Raw genomic sequence first — 19,823 nt, 5'->3', positions numbered from 1 at the left:
AAAGGCAGGCAAATTTGCCGAGGTCAGCGCCAACGGAAGTCTCCCTCCCCCTTGTGGGGAGGGGTTAGGGGTGGGGGTACATCGTAGAGCGAAAGCCTCGGCTTTCCACCTGCGATAGCCCGCCTTCCACTGTGGATCTCACAAGGGGAGAAGGGAAAGCGTTCAGGCGGCTTCGTTCACCGGACGGCTGAGGCGGCGGACCTCCTCGTCGTTGAGCAGGCCGCCGGCGCGCAGCAGGCTGGCGAAGCGACCGTTGCGCAGCGACAGTTCGGTGAACCCGCCCATCTCGACCACCCGGCCCTTGTCCATGAACACGACCAGATCGGCGTCGCGAACGGTGGTCAGGCGGTGGGCAATGATGAAGGTGGTGCGGCCGCGCCGCAATTCGTCGATGGCGTCCTTGACGCGGTCTTCCGTCTCGACGTCGAGCGCGCTGGTCGCCTCGTCGAGAACCAGGATGGGCGCGTCCTTCAGCACGGCGCGGGCGATCGCGATGCGCTGGCGCTCGCCACCGGACAGCTGTCCGCCGCGTTCGCCGACGACCGTGTCGTAGCCCTCGCACTTTGACAGGATGAAATCCTGCGCGGCGGCGGCATTGGCCGCGGCATGGACCTCGTCATAGCTCGCCTCCGCGCGGCCGACGCGGATGTTGTCCTCGATCGAGCGGTTGAGCAGGCCGGCATCCTGGAAGACGGTGGCGATCGAATGGCGCAGCGACTTGCGGGTCACCGTGCGGGTGTCGATGCCGTCGATCAGGATACGGCCGCTGGACGGGGTGAAGACGCGCTGCAGAAGGTTGATGAGCGTCGTCTTGCCGGCGCCCGTCGGGCCGACGATGGCGACGGTCTGGCCGGCCTGGACCTCGAACGACGCGTCGTCGACGCCCTGCCCGGAATTGCCGAACTCGAAGCAGACATTCTCGAAACGCACATGACCGGTGACGTTGACGAGATCGCGCAGCCCATCGGGCTCGGCGGCGTCGGATGCAGAGTCCTCGAGATGATAGAATTCCTCGAGCTTGGCGCGCGCCTCGGAAATCTGGTTGGCGAAGGCCGACATCTGGTCGAGCCGGGCAATCAGCAGCGTGGCAAAGCCGGTAAAGGCGATGACGTCGCCGATGCGCAACTGGCCGTGCGTCACCAGATAGGCGCCGATCAAGAGCACCACCATCATCGAAATCGTCGACGACAGGCGGTGCAGCGCGTTGGCCATCGCCCACCAGTCGAGCACCGGATTCTGTGCGTCGAGCAGGTTCTTGACGTAGCACTTCAGCGCCTCGGTCTCATGGCCGATGCGGTTGTAGCTCTGCAGGACGGCGACGTTGCTGACCGAGTCGGTCACATGCGCAAATACCTTGTGGTAGTGCCGCTCCACGGCCGCCTGGCCTTCCTTGGTGCGCCGCATCACCAGCCGTCCGATGCCGACATAGAGCGCGCCAAGCGCCAGCAGCACCATCGACATGCGGATATCCATGCTGAGCGCGGTGGGCACCAGCAGGACCAACGCAACCGCCGTCGACAGATGCTGCCGCATGAATTCCAGCCAGAGGCTGAACAAGGTCTCGACCGCGCGCAGGAGCGTGTGCAGGGAATTGGAGGTGCCGCGCTGATGATGCCAGGCAAGCGGCATGGTGATCACGCGCTCGAACGACTGGCAAAGAACCTCGCTGCGCCGCTGGTGGGCAAAGCGGTCGGCGCCGCGCGCCACCAGCACGAAGGCGATGATGTTGAACGCGCCGAGGCCGGCCCACATTGCGAGCGTCGCGAATACCGAGCCGCGGTCCGAAATGGCATCGATCACCCGGCCGAACATGATCGGCTCGAGAATGGCGATAATGGCAAGCGCGACATTCGCCCCGCAGATAAACGCAACGCGTTTCCTGTCGGCAGCGAGATAACCAAGGGCTCGCCAGTAGATTTGCAGAAGTGACACTTCAGCTACTCCGCCAATTATTTATGGTGCAGTGCGTCATTTTTTGACTCGTATCGGTTGACGCGTCGCAAAACAATGCTCGTCTAGCTCTTCCGTTCCCATTCCGCGAACAAAAGATGACGACGCTTCGAAATTTGCCGTGATCGTCTAACAGTTTGAGATAAAAGGTGAAATGTCAGCGTTGCGGCAAAATCATGGCAGCTCGAAAGCACTGCCACAATTTTAATCAGCAAGACCCTGGGCACGACGTCTAAAGTCGTGTGCAGGCATTCAGCAAGGTCAAACGCAAATATAACCGGTAGAGGCACTTGGAGCGCCCGTGCGTGCCCTGGGAACGCTAAGCCACGCTCCAAACCCTTGAATCTAGGCCGGTATTCTGACGACCACCTCGGCGCTATCTCCGGCTTTTGGCTCGAAGGACGAAGATTTGGTCTTCGTGCCATTCACTTCAAGTGAGATGGCCCGGGCCTTTTTGTCGCGGACGACGCGTACCTTGATCTCGGCGCCCAGCATCTTCAGAGTTGCCGAATAGCCGTCCCAATGGCTAGGAAGCCTCGGCGTGAACTGGAGGCGCTGTCCGCGGCGCTCTATGCCGAGAATGCTCTCGACCGCGGCGCGATAAAGCCAGCCCGCCGACCCGGTATACCAGGTCCAGCCGCCGCGGCCGCCCTTGTCTTGCCCGGAATAAACATCGGCCGCGACGACATAAGGTTCCACGCGGTAGCGCTCTGCCGCGGCTTCATCGCGCGCATGGTAGACCGGATTGAGCATTGAAAGGCAGCGGTAGGCATCGTCGGTGCGGCCCATTTCGGCGAGCGCAATGACGAACCATGTTGCCGCGTGCGTGTATTGGCCGCCGTTTTCACGGACCCCCGGCGGATAGCTCTTGATGTAGCCCGGGTCCTTTTCCGTCTTCGAGAAGGGCGGGGTGAACAGTTTGACGATGTTGAGGTCGTCGTCGACGAGCGCTTTCATCGCCTGCGCCATTGCCGTGGCCGACCGCGCCGGGTCGCCCTCGCCCGAAAGCACGCTCCAGGACTGGGCGATCGAGTCGATCTTGCACTCGTCCGACTTGCGCGAGCCGAGCGGCGTGCCGTCGTCGAAACTGCCGCGCCGATACCACTCGCCATCCCAGGCGGTGCTTTCCAGCGCCCGTTTCAGCACCTCGGCGTGCTTCGTCCAGGCCTGCACGCGCTTGGCATCGCGCTCAGCCTTGGCGACAGCGGCAAAGTCGCCCAGCGTCTTCAGCAGGAACCAGCCCAGCCATACGCTCTCGCCCTTGCCGTGCTCGCCGACGCGGTTCATGCCGTCGTTCCAGTCGCCACCGAGGATCAGCGGCAGCCCGGCTGGGCTGCTGCGCTTGACGGCAAGATCGAGCGCCCGCGCGCAATGGTCGTAGAGCGAGGCTGTCTTCTTCGAGATTTCCGGGATGAAGAAGGCATCGTGCTCGCCTTCGCCCAGCGCCTGCCCTTCGATGAAGGGCAGTTGCTCCTTCAGGATCGCGGTGTCGCCGGTCACCAGCAGATAGCGGGCCGTGGCGTGGGCCAGCCAGACCACGTCGTCCGAGATCATGGTGCGGACGCCGGCCTCGGTGCGCGGCAGCCACCAATGCTGTACGTCGCCTTCGGGGAATTGCCGCCGCGCCGCATTGAGGATCTGATCGCGCGCCAGCTTGGGGTCATGCGCCAGCAAAGCCAAGGTATCCTGCAACTGATCGCGGAAGCCGAAGGCACCGCTCGCCTGATAGAACGCCGAGCGGGCACGGATGCGGCAGGCCAGGCTCTGATAGGGCAGCCAGTGATTGACCATAGCGTCGAGTGCCTTGTCCGGCGTCTCGACCTGGATTGTGTCGAGAAAGCCGCGCCATGTGCGCTCGTTGTCGGCCAGCCGCTGATCGAAATCCCTGGAGCGATGGGTCTGCACCAGCGCGCTGGCCGCCTCGGGCGAGGCCGCGTCGCCGAGCAGCCAGAGCAGCGTGACGTCGCCGCCGGCAGCGATGTCGATGTCGCGTGCGATGGCCGCGCAGGGATCGTCGCCGGCCTCGACACGGCCGGACAGGCCGGCGCCGCTCAGCACGGCATGCGGAAACTCGCTCGTGCCTTGCCTGCCGATGAACTCGCCGCGATCGGCGGTGACCGAATGCACAGCACCGTCGGCGGCCAGAAAGGCGATCCGCTCGCCGAAATCGAGCCCATAGGGATTTTGCGCCAGCAATGCACCGGTTGCGGCATCCCTCGACGGAACGATGCTTGCAGCGGTGCGCGAGCGATGGCCGCCAAGAACCCATTCCGCATAGGCGTAGACGCGCAGCCGCATCGGCACCGAACCCGAATTCTGGATGCGCAGCCGCGATATCTTCACCGGATCGACGGGATCGACGACATGGGTCAGGTCCATCGACAGCGGCCCGCGTTTTGAGCGGAACGTCGAAAAACCCTGCCCGTGCCAGGTTTCGTAGGTCATTGTCGGATCACGCACCACGGCAGCCATTGGCGAGAACGCCCTGCCACTGGCGTGATCGTAGATGTAGATGCCCTCGCCCGGCCGGTTGGTGACCGGATCGTTCGACCATGGCGTCAACTGATAGTCGCGGCTGTTGCGGCTCCAGGTGAAGGCAGCGCCTTCAGCCGAAATGTGGAACCCGAACGATGGGTTGGAGATGACGTTGATCCACGGCTGCGGCGTCGTGCGCCGGCCGGCAAGACGCACGACGTAGTGGCGTCCGCCGCCGTCGAAGCCGCCGAAACCGTTCCATTGGTCGAGCCCGCTGCCGTCGACGCGGCCCTCGATCAGTGCCTGGGCGGCAGATACTTGCGACGTCGGCACCGGCAAGGACGGCTCGCGAAGCGCTGCAAGGTCTGCCGGCTGGAGGGCGGCGTCCCGCGCCTGCAGTGCCGCGGCCTCGGCACGCTCGATCTGGTCGAAGATGGTGCCGTTGCGCGTATGCAGCACCACCCGAGCGACGGCGAGCAAGGTCCGGTAGGTCGTTTCCTCCATCAGATCGCGGCGCACCGCGAAGATGTGCTGGCGGGGTCCGAGTTCCTTGCCGCGCAACCGGCTGTTTTCGCACAGCGTCTCCACCGCGCGCTGCAGGTCCTGCACGTAGGACGACGCCTGCTCGTTGACGACGACAAAGTCGATCATCATGCCGCGGGCGCGCATGTATTCCTGGAAGCGAAGCGCCTGGGCGACGATCTCCAGATCGGCGACATCGGCGATCCTGACCAGGAAAATCGGAAAATCGCCGGATATGCTGGTCGGCCACAGGCTGGACTGCCTGCCGAGCCCGGAGACGATGGATTCGCCCGGAAGGCGCAGGAACGGATCGGGATAGATCAGATAGCGCGCCAGCTTCTGCACATTGGCGGCGTCGGACAGGCTGAGGCCAAGGTGCCGGGTCTGTACCTGCGAGCGCGTCCAGGCGAGCATCGCCTGGCGGGCGAAGCTTTCGGGATGGTCGAGCCGTGCGATGGCGGCATCCAATTCGGCGCGATGGGTACCGACGACGGTCCAGAACGTCAGCGAAATCTTCTTGTTGGCCGGCACGCGCACCTGCCGGCGAAGCGATGCGATCGGATCCAGGGTGAAGCCGGAATGGCCGCCAAGCTTGGCGCCGGGATCAAAGGCCGCCGCTTCGGTGATGGTGCGGCCGCGGCCGATGAAGGCGCGCCTGTCGGTTTCCGCCTCGGCGTCTCGCGCCGATCCAGACGGGTCGGTGACGAAATGCACCATGGTGACGTCGGGTTCGTCCTTTTCGCGCTTGCGCCTGGTGGCGAAGATCGCGCCGTTGTTCGGCGCGATCTCGGTTTCCACGAACATCTTCGAAAAAGCCGGATGGGCATTATCCGAGGGCTCGGAGCCCAGCACCAGTTCGGCAAACGAGGTTACTTCGATATGCCGGTCGGCGGGGCCATCATTGTGGAGCGTCACCCGTCGGCCCTCACCATTGCCTTCCGAGATGACGATGCACTCGACTTCCGAACGCAGCGATCCAATCGATTTGACGAAGCTCGCCTTGTCGTCGGAGAACAGCGTCTGCGCACGCTCGCCGGCGGCGCGCTTCGGCTCGGCGGTGGCCGACCACCAGTCGCCGTTGCTGGCGTCGCGCAGGAAAATATAGGAACCAAGGCGGTCCTCGGTCGGATCCGGCTGCCAGCGCGTGACGGCAAGCTCGCCCCAGCGGCTGTAGCCGGAGCCGGTGGCGGTCACCATGACCGAATAGCGGCCATTGGACATGACACTGGTCGAGCGGAGCGCCCTGAGCGGATCGAGCACGATGCGGGTATCCGGGCTTTCCAGCTCGGTCTCGTCCTTCGAGCGCTCGTCGGCCTCGGTCCTGACGGTCGCAGTCGGGATGTCGCGCGGCGCCCTTTCCTGCAGCAGCAATTCGGCCGACTCGATCACCGGATCGCTGTGGAAGCGGTCGCGCAGGCGCCCTTCGAAGATCGCATCGGCAACTGCCGCAATCGACATGCCGGAGTGGTGGGCCATGTAGTTGAGCACGACGGCATGGTCGGTGCCCTCGGGGACGCGTTGCGGCGTGAAATCCACCGCGTCGTAAAAACCGTGCCGGCCCAGTGCGCCCAGCCGCCTCAGCCTGGCCAGGTTCTGGACGGATTCATGCGGCGTGAACTGCGCTGCGAGCACGGTCGCGTAAGGCGCGATCACCGTGTTTTGGCCAAGGCCGCGCTTCAGGCCGAGCCCGGGCACGCCGAAATTGGTGTACTGATAGGTCAGTTCACGGTCGCGGGCGTTGTAGGCCGCTTCCGAAATCCCCCAGGGAACGTTCTTCGAACGGCCATACTGGATCTGGCGCTTGATGATGAGCTTGCTGGTCTGGTTGAGAATGCTGCCTTGCGGCTCCTTCATCACCAGTGGCGGCATCAGATATTCGAACATCGAGCCGGACCAGGACATCAGTGCGCCCTGGAAGCCGATCTCGACGATCGGCCGGCCGAGCCGGAACCAGTGCTCGGTCGGCAAATCGCCCTTGGCGATGGCGAACAGGCTGGTCAGCCGCGCCTCGGAGGCCAAAAGGTCGTAGCAGCTTTCGTCGAGCTGATGCTCCTCGACCCGGTAACCGATCGACAAGAGCTTGCGTTCGGGCCGCATCAGGAACGAGAAATCCATCTCGAAGGCGAAGCGGCGCGTGCGCTCGCGCAAGGTCAGAAGCTTGGCCCGCAATGCCGCGACCGCGTTTTCGTCGCTGTGCGCGTCGTGCACATGCGCCTCGCAGGTGGCTTCGAGCCTGGCCGCCCAATCGGCGATGGTGTCGCTCTGGGTCGACGCGGCCTCGGTGTGGATGGCTGTCGCGAGCTTGCGTATCTCGCCGGCCAGGACGGCCAGGTTGATGGTACGGATCGACGCCATCTCCGGCTGCGCCTTGATCAATTCGACCGCCCGCCGCATGCCGTCGAGACGGTCGGCGAGCCGCTGGCGCAAGGGCCGCAATTGACGCCGGTCGTCGGGCAGTTCCTCAAGGCTTTCATCGAGGATGGTGACAGTATCGAGGATGCCTTCGAAGTCGCCCTGCACATGCACCGACGGCGCTTCGGCCCATTCGGCGCAGGCAGCGGCCACGGCCACCAGATGGCCGGCGAGATTGCCGCTGTCGACCGCCGAAATGTACAGCGGGTAGAGCGGCTTCAGGGTCGTCGTGTCATACCAGTTGAAGAGATGGCCGCGATCGCGCGGCATGCTCTCGATGGTCGACATGGTCGCGTCGATGCGGTTGACGGCGTCGGAGAGGCTGATCCAGCCGAAATCGCGTGCCGAAATCACCGACAGCAGGTAGACGCCGATATTGGTCGGCGAGGTGCGGGGCGCCACCACGGGGGCCGGGCTTTCCTGGAAATTATCCGGCGGCAGATTGTGATGCTCGGCCGTCACGAAGGTCTCGAAATAGTGCCATGTACGCCGCGCCACGGTGCGCAGCGCGTGGATGTCGGCGGCCGATATGCGCAGGCGGTCCTCGGTTTCGGCCGAACGGCTGATCCAGCAGGCGATGGCGGGCGAGCCGATCCAGAACAAGGCAAAGAAGAAGGCGACGAAGGCGCCGGTGGAATCGGCCAGCACCGGGACAGCGAGGCCGACGACGCCGATGATCACCGCGCCGTACATGATGCTGTAGTAGGAGCCGAGATCGTTGTCGCCGCCCTTGTGTGCCTGCGAGGCGGTGCGCCATTCGAGCAGGTTCTGGCGGCTGACGAACAGGCGGTAGAGCGTGCGGATGATCGCGTCGCCCATCATCCAGGCAAGATGCGCCATCAGCACGATCTTCAGCGCCACCAGAGCGGTGCCGAAGGCAACGTCGCGTGCCAGTGCCGAGAAATGGCCGCGCGGCGTCTGATCGCCGCTCTTCGGCAGGATGGCGTTGACGATGTCGAAAGTGGGCGCCATGAACAGCGTAAGGATCAGCAGCGCCTGCCATTGCGCGGCCTGCGTGAAGGGCAGCAACGTCCAGCCGGCGATCGCGGCCATCACCCAGAAGATCGGCGTCACCGAGCGGCGCAGATTGTCCACCATCTTCCAGCGCGACAGCGCCGGCACGTTTGAGCGTGGGCCAAGGATGAAGCCCAGAAGCTGCCAGTCGCCGCGTGCCCAGCGATGGTGGCGCGACGCATCGACCGAATAGCGGGTCGGATAGTCCTCGACCAGTTCGACGTCGGTGACCAAGGCCGAGCGCGCCAGGGCGCCTTCGAGCAGATCATGGCTGAGGATGGTGTTTTCCTCGATGCGACCCTTCAGCGCCGCCTCGAAGGCGTCGACATGGTAAAGACCCTTGCCGGTGAAGGAACCGTCGCCGAAGATGTCCTGGTAGAGGTCCGACACGGCAAAGACGTACGGATCGAGCCCGCGATTGGCGGAAAAGACACGCTGAAAGAACGACGCCTCGTCGCCACTGGTCAGCGACGCGGTGATGCGCGGCTGCAGGATGGAATAACCTGCCGTAACCTCGCGCCGTGCGACATCGAAATGCGGACGGTTGAGCGGGTGGCAAAGCTTGCCGGCCAGCGCAGCGACGGCGTCGCGGGTGGTGCGGGTGTCGGCGTCCAGCGTCATCACGTGGACGACGCTCTCCGGCAATGGCACTTCCAACGGCAGGAAGGTGGTGTCGCTGTCTCCGCGCAGCAGAAGGTTCAATTCGTGCAGCTTGCCGCGCTTGCGCTCCCAGCCCATCCAGACGCCTTGCGACGCGTTGTAGAGCCGGCGCCGATGCAGCAGATAAAAGCGCGGCGCCCCTTCCGAGGGATAGCGGGCGTTCAGCCTGGCGATTTCGGCGCGGGCGAATTCGAGGATTTCGACATCCGCCGTATCGATCTCGGTCTTGGAGTCCGGCCAGTCGGAAAGCAGCGCGAAATAGACTTCGCCCGCCGTGTTGGCGAGGTGATGCACCTCGATGTTGCGGATGTTCTCCTCGACATCGTCGCGCGAGCCGATCAGCGACGGCACCACCACCAGCGTGCGCGCCTCGGGCGGCACACCGTGCCTGAAATCATAGCCGATGAGACGCGTCGGCTTCAAAAACAGCGAGACGACGGTGTTGAAGAACGCGAGCGCGCCTTCGCTGGCCGGCACCGCGAACAGGGCCAGCATCAGGACGATCGACGGCACCGACAGGCCGAGATTGGCAAGCGCATTGCCGGAAACGACCAGAAGCAGGACCGTCAGCGCAAACACCGGCACGACAATGCCCAGCCATCCGGTCTTGCGGAAGGTCCGGTTGAGCGTCTTGCCGATGGTCGGCCGGTAGCCGATCGACCGCTCGAGCTCCTGCCGGCGCGGGCCGACCAGAAAGAAGCCGACGTCGGTGTGAGCGATCGGACCGGTTTCGGAGCCCGGTGCAGCGGCAGCATGGCCGGCGAGCTCGATCGCCCTTTCGGCAACGCGAAATTCGGAGAGATCGGAACGGCGCGCCAGCTCCTCGATCGCAGTCCGGTACTGGTCGCGCGAAAAGAAATCGAGCGCGGCGAAATCGGTGCGTTCGCGCAGCAAGGTGTCGATGCGGCTGACGCCCTCGAACCACACCGTCCAGTCGATGTCGTTGATCAGGCGCAGGCCGCGGATGATGTTGCCGGTGGTCACGTTGCCGCTGGACAGCGTGTGGTGCTCGCTGAGGATGATCTCCTCGGCGTCGGAGCCGGTCCGTTCCAGCTCGCCCTCCAGCCATTCCAGCGCCCTGCCGGCATTTTGCGAGCCGTCACGCAGCCGGTAGAGCAACTGGGTGGCGAAGGTGGTGTCCTGCGCATGGGCGCTGTAGTGGGAAAGTATCGCCTGCCGGTCGGCGCTGTCGTCCGTCGCCAGCACACGGTCGGCGACCTCGTTGGCGATCTGGCGCAGTTCCCGCGTGCGATTGACGCGGACCGCGATCCGGCGAAGGTTCTCGATCAGGACGAAGCGCAGCAGCGACGGCAGCGCCCATAATTCGCCGATCTTCAGCGGCTCGACGGACTGGAAGCCTTCGACAATCGCCTTGAACATGGCCGACGAGACGGAACTGTCGGAATGCGCGACATAGGTCCACGCGACCGCCAGTGCGCGCGGCACGCTGGATCCGTCGGACAGTTTCAGCGTCGGCAACTGACGGTAGAAGCGGCGCGGCAGGTCGCGCTTGACCTGAAAAATGGTCTCCTCGACTAGGTAGTTGTTGTCGAGCAGCCACTGCGCCGCGGGCGTGATCGTTTCGCCCCTCGCCTGGGCAGCGTTGGTGGAACGGTAGACATCGAGAATTTTCCTGGCGCTGTCGCGGATGCGCGCCTGAAAATCGAAAGGCGTCAGACCGAACAAGTCCTTGGCATCGCCATTGGCAAGGGCTGCGCCCACAGCGCGCAGCCGATCTTCCGGCAGGAAATTGGAGCGTATCGGCTCGTCGGTGACAGCCGGGAAGCTGGCGCTCGTCTTTTCGATCTGTGCGAGATTGGTCTGGATATTCATCTAAGGTTCCGTGTTGGGGACGCAGTGCGGCGTCACCGCCACGGCAATGTCCCTAAAACCGGTCCAAATGCAATTGGTTGCATCGCAACACTTGGCCGAAAGTTTGTTTCCGCACCACGACAAGATGCCGTCTTTCGACAACTTCCAGGCGAGCACTATGAGCATCGTTTCGGCTTCTGATCGGCGGAAGATTCAGGCTTTTTCGTGATGCAGCGACCAGCTTACGCGATATTTGGCCGGCGTCACGATCATGTTTGGAAACAGACGTTAATCGTTGCCGGCAATGCGGTCGATGCGGATCACGAACAGCATGGCCGGCCGGACCGGATCGAGGCGCAGTTCCGGCACTTGCGTCCCGGGCAACAGCGCGTCGAGCGGGCCAAGTTGCATGGGCGCCGCGCCGACCACGCTGAGTTCGCCGTCGACGCACAGGATGAGTGTTTCATCGGCTTCGGCCTGGATCTCCGTCGGAGCCGAAATCAGCAGGCGCTCGACCGTGTGGATCGCCCGGGCGCGGCGGGTCATGACGTTGAGGTCGGTGATCGGACCGGCGATCAGCGTGGCTTGCGTCGGCACGTCGGCCGGAAAGGCAAGCGGTGCGGAAGCCTTGGTGATTTCGACCGGTAGCCGGCCGGCGATGTCGAGGACCATGCCCTCGCCTTCCAGCAGGGCCAAGGTCCGATCGACGCCGGCGAAGCCGGAGAACGGCCCGCCGCCCTCGACGCGCGCCATCGAGACGCGCCAGTCGAAATCGTCGAGCCCGGCACCTGGCGGCGAGACGGCAATCTCCGTCGTCACCCCGCCGCCGTTCTTCCACGGCATCGACCGGTATTCGGCTGCCCGAAGGATGCGCAAGGCGCGGCTCAGCCCAAAATGCCGGGCAGGTTGAGCTGGTTCTCCCGGGCGCACTCGATCGCGATGTCATAGCCGGCATCGGCGTGACGCATGACGCCGGTCGCCGGATCGTTCCACAGAACCCGCTCCAGGCGCTTGGCCGCCTCGGGCGTGCCGTCGGCGACGATGACCATGCCGGCATGCTGCGAAAAGCCCATGCCGACGCCGCCGCCATGGTGCAGCGACACCCAGGTGGCGCCGGACGCGGTGTTGAGCAAGGCATTGAGCAACGGCCAGTCGGAGACGGCATCGGAGCCGTCCTTCATCGCCTCCGTCTCGCGGTTCGGCGAGGCGACCGAGCCGGAATCGAGGTGATCGCGGCCGATGACCACCGGCGCTTTCAGTTCGCCCCTGGCGACCATCTCGTTGAAGGCGAGGCCGAGCCGGTGGCGATCGCCAAGCCCAACCCAGCAGATGCGCGCCGGCAGGCCCTGGAAGGCGATGCGCTCACGCGCCATGTCGAGCCAGTTGTGCAGATGGGTGTTGCCGGGGGTCACCTCGCGCACCTTGGCGTCGGTCTTGTAGATATCCTCGGGATCGCCGGAAAGCGCTGCCCAGCGGAACGGGCCGATGCCGCGGCAAAACAGCGGACGGATGTAAGCCGGCACGAAACCCGGGAAGGCAAAAGCATTCTCGAATCCCTCCTCCTTCGCCACCTGGCGGATGTTGTTGCCGTAGTCGAGCGTCGGCACGCCGGCGTTCCAGAACGCCACCATCGCCTCGACATGCTCGCGCATCGACGCGCGGGCAGCTTTTTCGACGGCCTTCGGGTCGGAGGTGCGTTTCTCGCGCCACTCGGCCAGCGACCAGCCCTTGGGCAGATAGCCGTTGAGCGGGTCATGCGCCGAGGTCTGGTCGGTGACGATGTCGGGGCGCACGCCGCGCCGCACCAGTTCCGGCAGGATGTCGGCGGCGTTGCCGACCAGGCCAACCGATTTCGCCTCACCGGCTTTGGTCCAGCGCTCGATCTTTTCCAGAGCCTCGTCGAGCGTGTCGGCGCGCTCATCGACATAGCGGGTGCGCAGCCGGAAATCGATGCGATCGGGATCGCATTCGACGGCCAGGCAGCAGGCGCCGGCCATCACCGCGGCGAGCGGCTGGGCACCGCCCATGCCGCCGAGGCCGCCGGTCAGGATCCATTTGCCCCTGAGATTGCCGCCATAATGCTGGCGGCCGGCCTCGACGAAGGTCTCGTAGGTGCCCTGCACGATGCCTTGCGTGCCGATGTAGATCCACGAGCCGGCCGTCATCTGGCCGTACATCATCAGGCCCTTTCTATCGAGCTCGTTGAATTTCTCCCATGTCGCCCAGTGCGGCACGAGATTCGAGTTGGCGATCAGCACACGCGGGGCGTCAGGATGAGTGCGGAACACGCCGACCGGCTTGCCCGATTGCACCAACAACGTCTCGTCGTCGCCAAGCGTCTTCAGCGAGGCAACGATGCGGTCGAAATCGTTCCAGGTGCGCGCCGCCCGGCCGATGCCGCCATAGACGACCAGTTCGTTGGGGTTTTCGGCGACGTCTGGGTCGAGATTGTTCATCAGCATGCGCAACGGCGCTTCCGTCAGCCAGGTGCGGGCGTTGAGCTCGCTGCCGCGCGGGCTGCGCACTTCACGGATGTTGTGGCGAGGATCGGTCATGATTGTCCCTTTCGAGTGAGGTGCACCGCGCGTCAGCGTTCGGCCCAGGCGATCGCGGTTTCCAGGATCTTCTTCAGCGTGACGCGGATCGGCGCCGCGAATTCGGCCTCGTAAGGCACCGGCCAGTTAGCCGGTTCGCCCTTGCCTTCGGGCTCGCGCATATAGCCGCGGTTGGAGAGTTCCATCTGCAGCGCGTGGACGCCGGCTTGCGGCTGGCCGAAATGGCGCGTGATCCAGCCGCCCTTGAAGCGGCCGTTGACGACGTAACTCTCGCAGGTTTCGGCGAGGATCTGGCCAACCGTCGCTTGCAGCGTCGGATCGGCGCTCTTGCCGTCATTGGTGCCGAGATTGAAGACCGGCAATTTGCCTTCGAAAAGGCGCGGCAGCACCGAGCGGATCGAATGGCAGTCATAGACGACGACCTTCCCATGCAAAGCGTGCAGCCTGTCGATCTCAGCCTGCAGGGCGGCATGATAGGGTACGAAGAACTTCTCGCGGCGCTCGTCGATCTCAGACGGCCCCGGCTCTTCACCCTTGCGGTAGAGCTGATCGCCGTCAAAGGTCTCTGTCGGGCAGAGCCCGGTCGTCGTCTGGCCGGGGTAGAGCGAAACGCCGGACGGATCGCGGTTGACGTCGATAACGGTGCGCGAAATCGCCGTATGCACGACCGTCGCGCCGAGGCTCTCGGCGAAGTCATAAAGCTTGTCGATCCACCAGTCGGCGTCACGGCGGCCGAGCCAGGGCGAGACCAGCCGGCTGTCGAGGCCGGCGAGATCGATGCCGGTATGCGGGATCGAAACCAGCAGGGGTGCTGTGCCTTGGGTGACGGTGAGCCAGGAGGGTGAGGTCATCGGAAGTCTCCGCGCGAAGGAACGCGACTTTGCAATCGTCCTTGAACACCGACTTCGGTTTTTATCGCTCGCAACGCATTTTGTTCTTGCTTTGTGCCGGCAGCTATGCTACTAATTTCGGTATAGTGCTGATTCGGCCCGACGACCCGCCTTTGAGGCGGGTTTTTTGTTTCTGGATTTGAAAGTTTCGGTGTTGCCGGGGTGAGGTCGGCGGGACAGCGCCCCCCTCTGTCCTGCCGGACATCTCCCCCTCTAGTGGGGAGATTGGCAGCTTCGGCGCCTCGCTCAGTCCTGCAACGCTGGAGATTGGCGAAAGCCGAGACGACAGCCAATCTCCCCCCTGGAGGGGGAGATGTCCGGCAGGACAGAGGGGGGCGCGACAGAACGCGACCTGTCACGGTACACCGCCTCATGACGCAACGCCCGGCAGTTTCACCGCACCCGCGGCCTTCACCGCCGCGCCGCTGCGTATCATGGCGATGGCCTTCTCCATGTCGGGGTGGAAGTGCCGGTCGTTGTCGAGATGCGGCACCTCTGCCCTGACCAGCCGGCGCACCGCCTCCAGTGCCGCGCTCGAGGCCAGCGGTGCGTGGAAATCGCAGCCTTGCGCGGCGGCCAGCAATTCGATGCCGATGACGGCCGTCGCATTCTCGACCATGCCGATGAGGCGGCGCGCGCCATGCGCCGCCATCGAGACGTGGTCTTCCTGGTTGGCCGAGGTCGGGATCGAATCGACGCTGGCCGGATAGGCCTTTTGCTTGTTTTCAGAAACCAGTGCTGCCGCCGTGACCTGAGGGATCATGAAACCGGAATTCAGACCCGGCTTGGGCGTGAGAAACGCCGGCATGCCCGACAGCGCCGGGTCGACCAGCATGGCGATGCGCCGCTCCGACAGCGAGCCGATCTCGCAGACGGCGAGTGCGATCATGTCGGCGGCGAAGGCGACCGGCTCGGCATGGAAATTGCCGCCCGAAAGTGCGGAGTCGTCCTCGGCAAAGATCAGCGGATTGTCGGTGACGCCGTTGGCCTCGGTGCCAAGCGTCTCGGCGGCCTTGCGGAGCACGTCGAGTGCTGCGCCCATCACCTGCGGCTGGCAGCGCAGGCAATACGGATCCTGCACGCGCTCGTCGCCGACGCGGTGCGATTCACGGATGGCGCTGCCGGCCATCAAATTGCGCAACGCCTCGGCCGTCTCGATCTGGCCGCGATGTTTCCTGAGCAGATGGATGCGTGGATCGAACGGAGCGTCGGAGCCCTTGGCGGCATCGGTCGACAGCGCGCCGGCGACCAGTGCCGACTGGTAGAGCACTTCCGCCTCGAACAAAGCGGCAAGCGCATAGGCGGTCGAAAACTGGGTACCGTTGAGCAGCGCCAGGCCTTCCTTGGCGCCCAGTGTCACCGGCTCCAGGCCGTGCGAAACGAAGGCGACCTTGGCGGGAAAGCGGCCATGCGGGGTAAAGCACTCGCCGACGCCGATCATCACGGCGGTCATGTGCGACAGCGGCGCAAGGTCGCCGGAAGCGCCGACCGAGCCTTGCGCCGGCACCACGGGGATAACGTCGTTGGCCAGCATCGCCTCGATCAGCTCGATCGTCCGCGGCCGCACGCCGGAGGCGCCCTGTGCCAGGCTGGCCAGCTTCAGCGCCATCATCAGCCGGCAGATTGCGACGGGCATCGGCTCGCCGACGCCGGCGGCATGAGACAGCACGATATTTCGCTGCAACGTTTCCAGATCGGCGGCGGGGATGCGGACGCTGGCCAGCTTGCCGAAGCCGGTATTGATGCCATAGACCGGCTCGCCCTTGGCAACGATCCTGGCGACGGCCTCGGCGCTGGCCTTGATCTTCGGCCGACAGGCATCGTCGAGCCTCAGTGCGGCGCCGCGATAGATGGCGCGCCAATCGGCCAGCGTGGCATTGCCCGGCCTTAGCTTGAGTTCGGTCATTGTCCCCTCCAGATGCGGGCATGCAGCGGGTTGAAGCCCATGCGGTAGACGAGTTCGGCCGGGCGCTCGACGTTCCAGATCGCCAGATCGGCGGATTTTCCGGCCTCCAGCGTGCCGGTCTGTCCAAGCAGCCCGAGCGCGCGGGCAGCCTCGCGGGTAACGCCGGCAAGGCATTCATCGACGGTCAGGCCGAACAACGTCGCGGCCATGTTCATGGTCAGCAGCAGCGAGGTCAGCGGCGACGTGCCGGGATTGTTGTCGGTGGCAACGGCCATCCTGACGCCATGCTGGCGAAACAAGGCGATCGGCGGCTTCTTGGTCTCGCGGATGAAGTAGTAGGCGCCGGGCAGGATGGTCGCCACGGTTCCGGCCTTCGCCATCGCCGCCGCACCGGCCTCGTCGGTGTATTCGAGGTGGTCGGCCGATAGCGCACCATAGCGCGCCGCAAGTTCGGCGCCGTGCAGATTGGACAGCTGGTCCGCATGGAGCTTGACCGGCAGGCCCGCCGCCTTTGCGGCATCGAACACGCGGGCGATCTGCTCCGGCCAAAAGGCAATGCCTTCGCAAAAGCCGTCGACGGCATCGGCCAGGCCCTCGGCAGCGACGGCCGGCAAAATCTCGTTGGCGACAAGATCGATAAAAGCGTCCTTGTCGCCTTTTGCTTCGGGCGGCAGTGCATGAGCACCGAGGAAAGTGGTCCTGACCGTCACCGGCCGCTCACCGCCGAGCCGTCGTGCGGCGCGCAGCGACTTCTTCTCGTTTTCGAGGTCGAGACCGTAGCCGGATTTGATCTCGACGGTGGTGACGCCTTCGGCGATCAGCGCATCGAGGCGCGGCAGCGACTGGGCGACCAGCTCGTCCTCGCCGGCGGCGCGCAGTGCCTTGACCGAGGAAACGATGCCGCCGCCGGCCTTGGCAACCTCTTCATAGGTAGCGCCGGCCAGCCGCATCTCGAATTCATTGGCACGGTTGTCGGCGTGAACCAGATGGGTGTGGCAGTCGATCAGGCCGGGCGTAATCCAGCGGCCTTCGCAGTCGGTCGCCTCGGCGTCTTTGCCAAGTGCTCTGGGGCGGAGCGCTGCCGGCATGTCGGCTTCCGGCCCGGCATAGACGATCCGGCCATTGCGCACGGCGATTGCACCGTGCTCGACAACGCCTGACCCGGGGCTGCTTTCGGCCATGGTCGCGAGGCGCGCATTGCGCCAGAGGCGAACCTCCCCTGCCCGGCTTTTGCTCTCTGCAGCCATCATCTTTTCCATTTCAATAGGCGACGATTATGTATATACATATGAAAAGGCACTGCAAGCGCTATCATCGCACGGCAGACCGGGATTTGGAGAAAAACGTGACAGCAATCTTTGCAGAACAGGCGCTTCTGCCCGACGGCTGGCACAGCAATGTGCGGATCGTCATCTCCGACGGCAGGATCGCCACGGTCGAGGCGAATACCTCGCTCCTGCCCGGCGACGAGCGCCGTGCCATCCTTTTGTCCGGCATGCCGAACCTGCACAGCCATGCCTTCCAGCGCGGCATGGCCGGCCTTGCTGAATTGCGCGGCCCTTCCGCCGACAGTTTCTGGAGCTGGCGCGAGGTGATGTACCGTTTCGCGCTGTCGATGACGCCGGACCAGGTCGAGGCGGTCGCGGCCCAGCTTTATGTCGAGTTGCTGGAGGCCGGGTTCTCGCGCGTCGGCGAGTTTCACTATCTCCACCACGACCGTGATGGCCGGCCCTATGCTGACATCGCCGAGATGGCGCAGCGCATTGTTGCCGCAGCGTCCGAGACAGGCATCGGGCTGACTTTGCTGCCCGTGTCCTACGCGCATTCCTCTTTCGGCGGCGCTGCGCCAAATGAAGGCCAGCGCCGGTTCATCAACGATGTGAACCAGTTCTCGCGGCTTGTTGACAAATGCCGAGACTCCATTCGCGCGCTGAATCAAGGCGTCGTCGGCGTCGCCCCGCACAGCCTGCGTGCCGTGACACCGGAGGAACTGGAAGACATCACGGTGATGGCGCCGGAGGGGCCGATCCACATCCACATCGCCGAGCAGATGAAGGAGGTCGAGGACTGCCTTGCCTGGTCCGGGGCGCGGCCGGTCGAATGGCTGCTTGCCAACGCCAAGGTCGACCGGCGCTGGTGTCTCATCCACGCTACGCACATGACCGAGACCGAGACGGTGCAAATGACGAAAAGCGGCGCCGTTGCCGGCCTCTGCCCGATCACCGAGGCCAATCTCGGCGACGGCACCTTTGCCGCGTCCTTGTTCATGCAGCATGGCGGCCGCTTCGGCATCGGCTCGGATTCAAACGTACTGATCGGCCTGCCGGACGAGTTGCGGCAGCTCGAATATTCGCAGCGCCTCGCCCACCGCGCCCGCAACGTGCTGGCGGTGGCCGGTGGCTCGACCGGCCGTGCTTTGTTCGATGCAGCGCTCGATGGTGGCAGTGCCGCGTTGGGCGCCGGCCTCTCGCAGATCGCAGCAGGTGCCTCGGCCGATTTCGTCTCGCTCGACGGCAAGCATCCATCGCTGGCCGGCAAGACGGGCGATGCAATCCTTGATGCCTGGATTTTTGCCAACGGCACCAAGGTCGATTGCGTCTGGGTGCATGGCAAGAAACTGGTCAGCGGCGGCATGCATGCCAGGCGCGATGCCATCGCCGAGCGCTTCCGCAAGGTGATGACGGCGCTTTCGGCATGAGCATGATCGGGACAATAAGCGCGGATTCCGGAAGCGCGGACGGCGGCGAGGTTCTTTCGCTGCACCAGCGCATCCTGTCGGACATCAGCGAACGGATCCTGTCGGGTGCCTGGGCGCCCGGCCACCGCATCCCGTTCGAGCATGAACTGACGGCCGAATACAGATGTTCGCGCATGACAGTGAACAAGGCCCTGTCGCAACTGGCCAAGGCCGGGCTGATCGAGCGCCGGCGTCGCTCGGGCAGTTTTGTCCGCCAGCCGCAGTCGCAGGCAGCCGTTCTCGAAATCCACGACATCCGGATCGAGGTCGAGGCACTTGGCCTGCCCTACCGCTATGAGCGCATGGCGCGAAACAGAAGGCGCAGCAGCGCCGACGACCGCGCCCTGCTGGAACTCGACGTCGCCGGGCCGGTGCTGGTGCTGGAATGCCGGCATTTCGCCGGCAAGCGGCCGTTCGCCCACGAGCAGCGGCTGATCAATCTGGCCGCCGTGCCGGAGGCTGTCGAAGAGGCGTTTTTCGACACGGCGCCCGGTCCGTGGCTGATCGGGCGCGTGCCGTGGAGTGCCGCCGAGCATCGGATTCGCGCCGTTGCCGCCGAAAAGCACATCGCGGCGGCGCTCGACATCCAGACCGGTGCGCCGTGCCTGGTGATCGAGCGGCGGACATGGAGCGCCGAGCACCCCGTCACCCATGTCCGCTTCACCTATGCGGCAGAGAACCACACGCTGGTGGCGCGGTTCACGCCGTCAAGGGGGTAACCCTCAAGGCAGGGCAATCGCATTTGGATTCTTACGAAGATGGACCCCCACCCTAACCCTCCCCACAAGAGATCTTTGCACAGAAGCCGATCAGTGATTCTGTTGTGAGGTTGGAGCAGGGAGATTCGCGATGGTGGATCGTGTTCTGGGTCAGTTGAGTCTGGCGGACGG

General features: G+C 64.6%; 9 protein-coding genes. 2 read left to right on the top strand and 7 right to left on the bottom strand.

The annotated features are described in order from the left end of the window. Positions 1-162: 162 nt before the first annotated feature. From NKJ15_RS32045 to hutI, 7 genes are all read right to left on the bottom strand, one after another. Positions 163-1,932: a glucan ABC transporter ATP-binding protein/ permease gene (locus tag NKJ15_RS32045; protein WP_352819696.1), complete on the bottom strand. Its 1,770-nt coding sequence runs from the start codon at positions 1,930-1,932 to the stop codon at positions 163-165. 363 nt (positions 1,933-2,295) lie between these two features. Continuing rightward, entirely contained in the window at positions 2,296-10,866 is an 8,571-nt protein-coding gene (locus NKJ15_RS32040; protein ID WP_352819694.1) for a glycoside hydrolase family 94 protein, read from the bottom strand. Positions 10,867-11,133: 267 nt separating this feature from the next. Continuing rightward, positions 11,134-11,721, bottom strand: a complete 588-nt coding sequence (locus tag NKJ15_RS32035; RefSeq protein ID WP_352819692.1) for a HutD/Ves family protein — start codon at positions 11,719-11,721, stop codon at positions 11,134-11,136. Positions 11,722-11,729: 8 nt separating this feature from the next. Next, a complete protein-coding gene (gene hutU, locus NKJ15_RS32030; RefSeq protein WP_352819690.1) occupies positions 11,730-13,400 on the bottom strand; it encodes a urocanate hydratase in 1,671 nt (556 codons plus the stop codon). Between the two features lie 32 nt (positions 13,401-13,432). Beyond that, complete coding sequence (gene hutG, locus NKJ15_RS32025) at positions 13,433-14,251, bottom strand: N-formylglutamate deformylase (RefSeq protein ID WP_352819688.1); 819 nt, start codon at positions 14,249-14,251, stop codon at positions 13,433-13,435. A 409-nt stretch (positions 14,252-14,660) separates the two neighbouring features. Beyond that, positions 14,661-16,196, bottom strand: a complete 1,536-nt coding sequence (gene hutH / locus NKJ15_RS32020) for a histidine ammonia-lyase (protein WP_352571517.1) — start codon at positions 16,194-16,196, stop codon at positions 14,661-14,663. Beyond that, complete coding sequence (gene hutI, locus NKJ15_RS32015; RefSeq protein ID WP_352682120.1) at positions 16,193-17,443, bottom strand: imidazolonepropionase; 1,251 nt, start codon at positions 17,441-17,443, stop codon at positions 16,193-16,195. The genes hutH and hutI overlap by 4 nt, the downstream gene beginning before the upstream one ends. Before the next feature lie 98 nt (positions 17,444-17,541). On the opposite strand from hutI, the gene NKJ15_RS32010 reads away from it, so the two are divergent. Continuing rightward, a complete protein-coding gene (locus NKJ15_RS32010; RefSeq protein WP_352819686.1) occupies positions 17,542-18,894 on the top strand; it encodes a formimidoylglutamate deiminase in 1,353 nt (450 codons plus the stop codon). Then, positions 18,891-19,652 carry a histidine utilization transcriptional repressor HutC gene (gene hutC, locus NKJ15_RS32005; RefSeq protein WP_352682124.1) on the top strand — a complete coding sequence of 254 codons (762 nt, stop codon included), beginning with the start codon at positions 18,891-18,893 and terminating at the stop codon, positions 19,650-19,652. Before NKJ15_RS32010 ends, hutC begins: the two co-directional genes overlap by 4 nt. Positions 19,653-19,823: the final 171 nt, after the last annotated feature.

The organism is Mesorhizobium sp. M0207, from assembly GCF_040321995.1.
GTDB lineage: Bacteria > Pseudomonadota > Alphaproteobacteria > Rhizobiales > Rhizobiaceae > Mesorhizobium.
This window is presented reverse-complemented; position numbering and strand designations above follow the sequence as displayed.

Excerpts from the sequence above, each read along its gene's own strand:
- hutU (WP_352819690.1), bottom strand. The coding sequence starts at position 13,400 with ATGACCGATCCTCGCCACAACATCCGTGAAGTGCGCAGCCCGCGCGGC.
- NKJ15_RS32040 (WP_352819694.1), bottom strand. The coding sequence starts at position 10,866 with ATGAATATCCAGACCAATCTCGCACAGATCGAAAAGACGAGCGCCAGC.
- hutI (WP_352682120.1), bottom strand. The coding sequence starts at position 17,443 with ATGGCTGCAGAGAGCAAAAGCCGGGCAGGGGAGGTTCGCCTCTGGCGC.
- hutC (WP_352682124.1), top strand. The coding sequence starts at position 18,891 with ATGAGCATGATCGGGACAATAAGCGCGGATTCCGGAAGCGCGGACGGC.
- hutH (WP_352571517.1), bottom strand. The coding sequence starts at position 16,196 with ATGACCGAACTCAAGCTAAGGCCGGGCAATGCCACGCTGGCCGATTGG.
- hutG (WP_352819688.1), bottom strand. The coding sequence starts at position 14,251 with ATGACCTCACCCTCCTGGCTCACCGTCACCCAAGGCACAGCACCCCTG.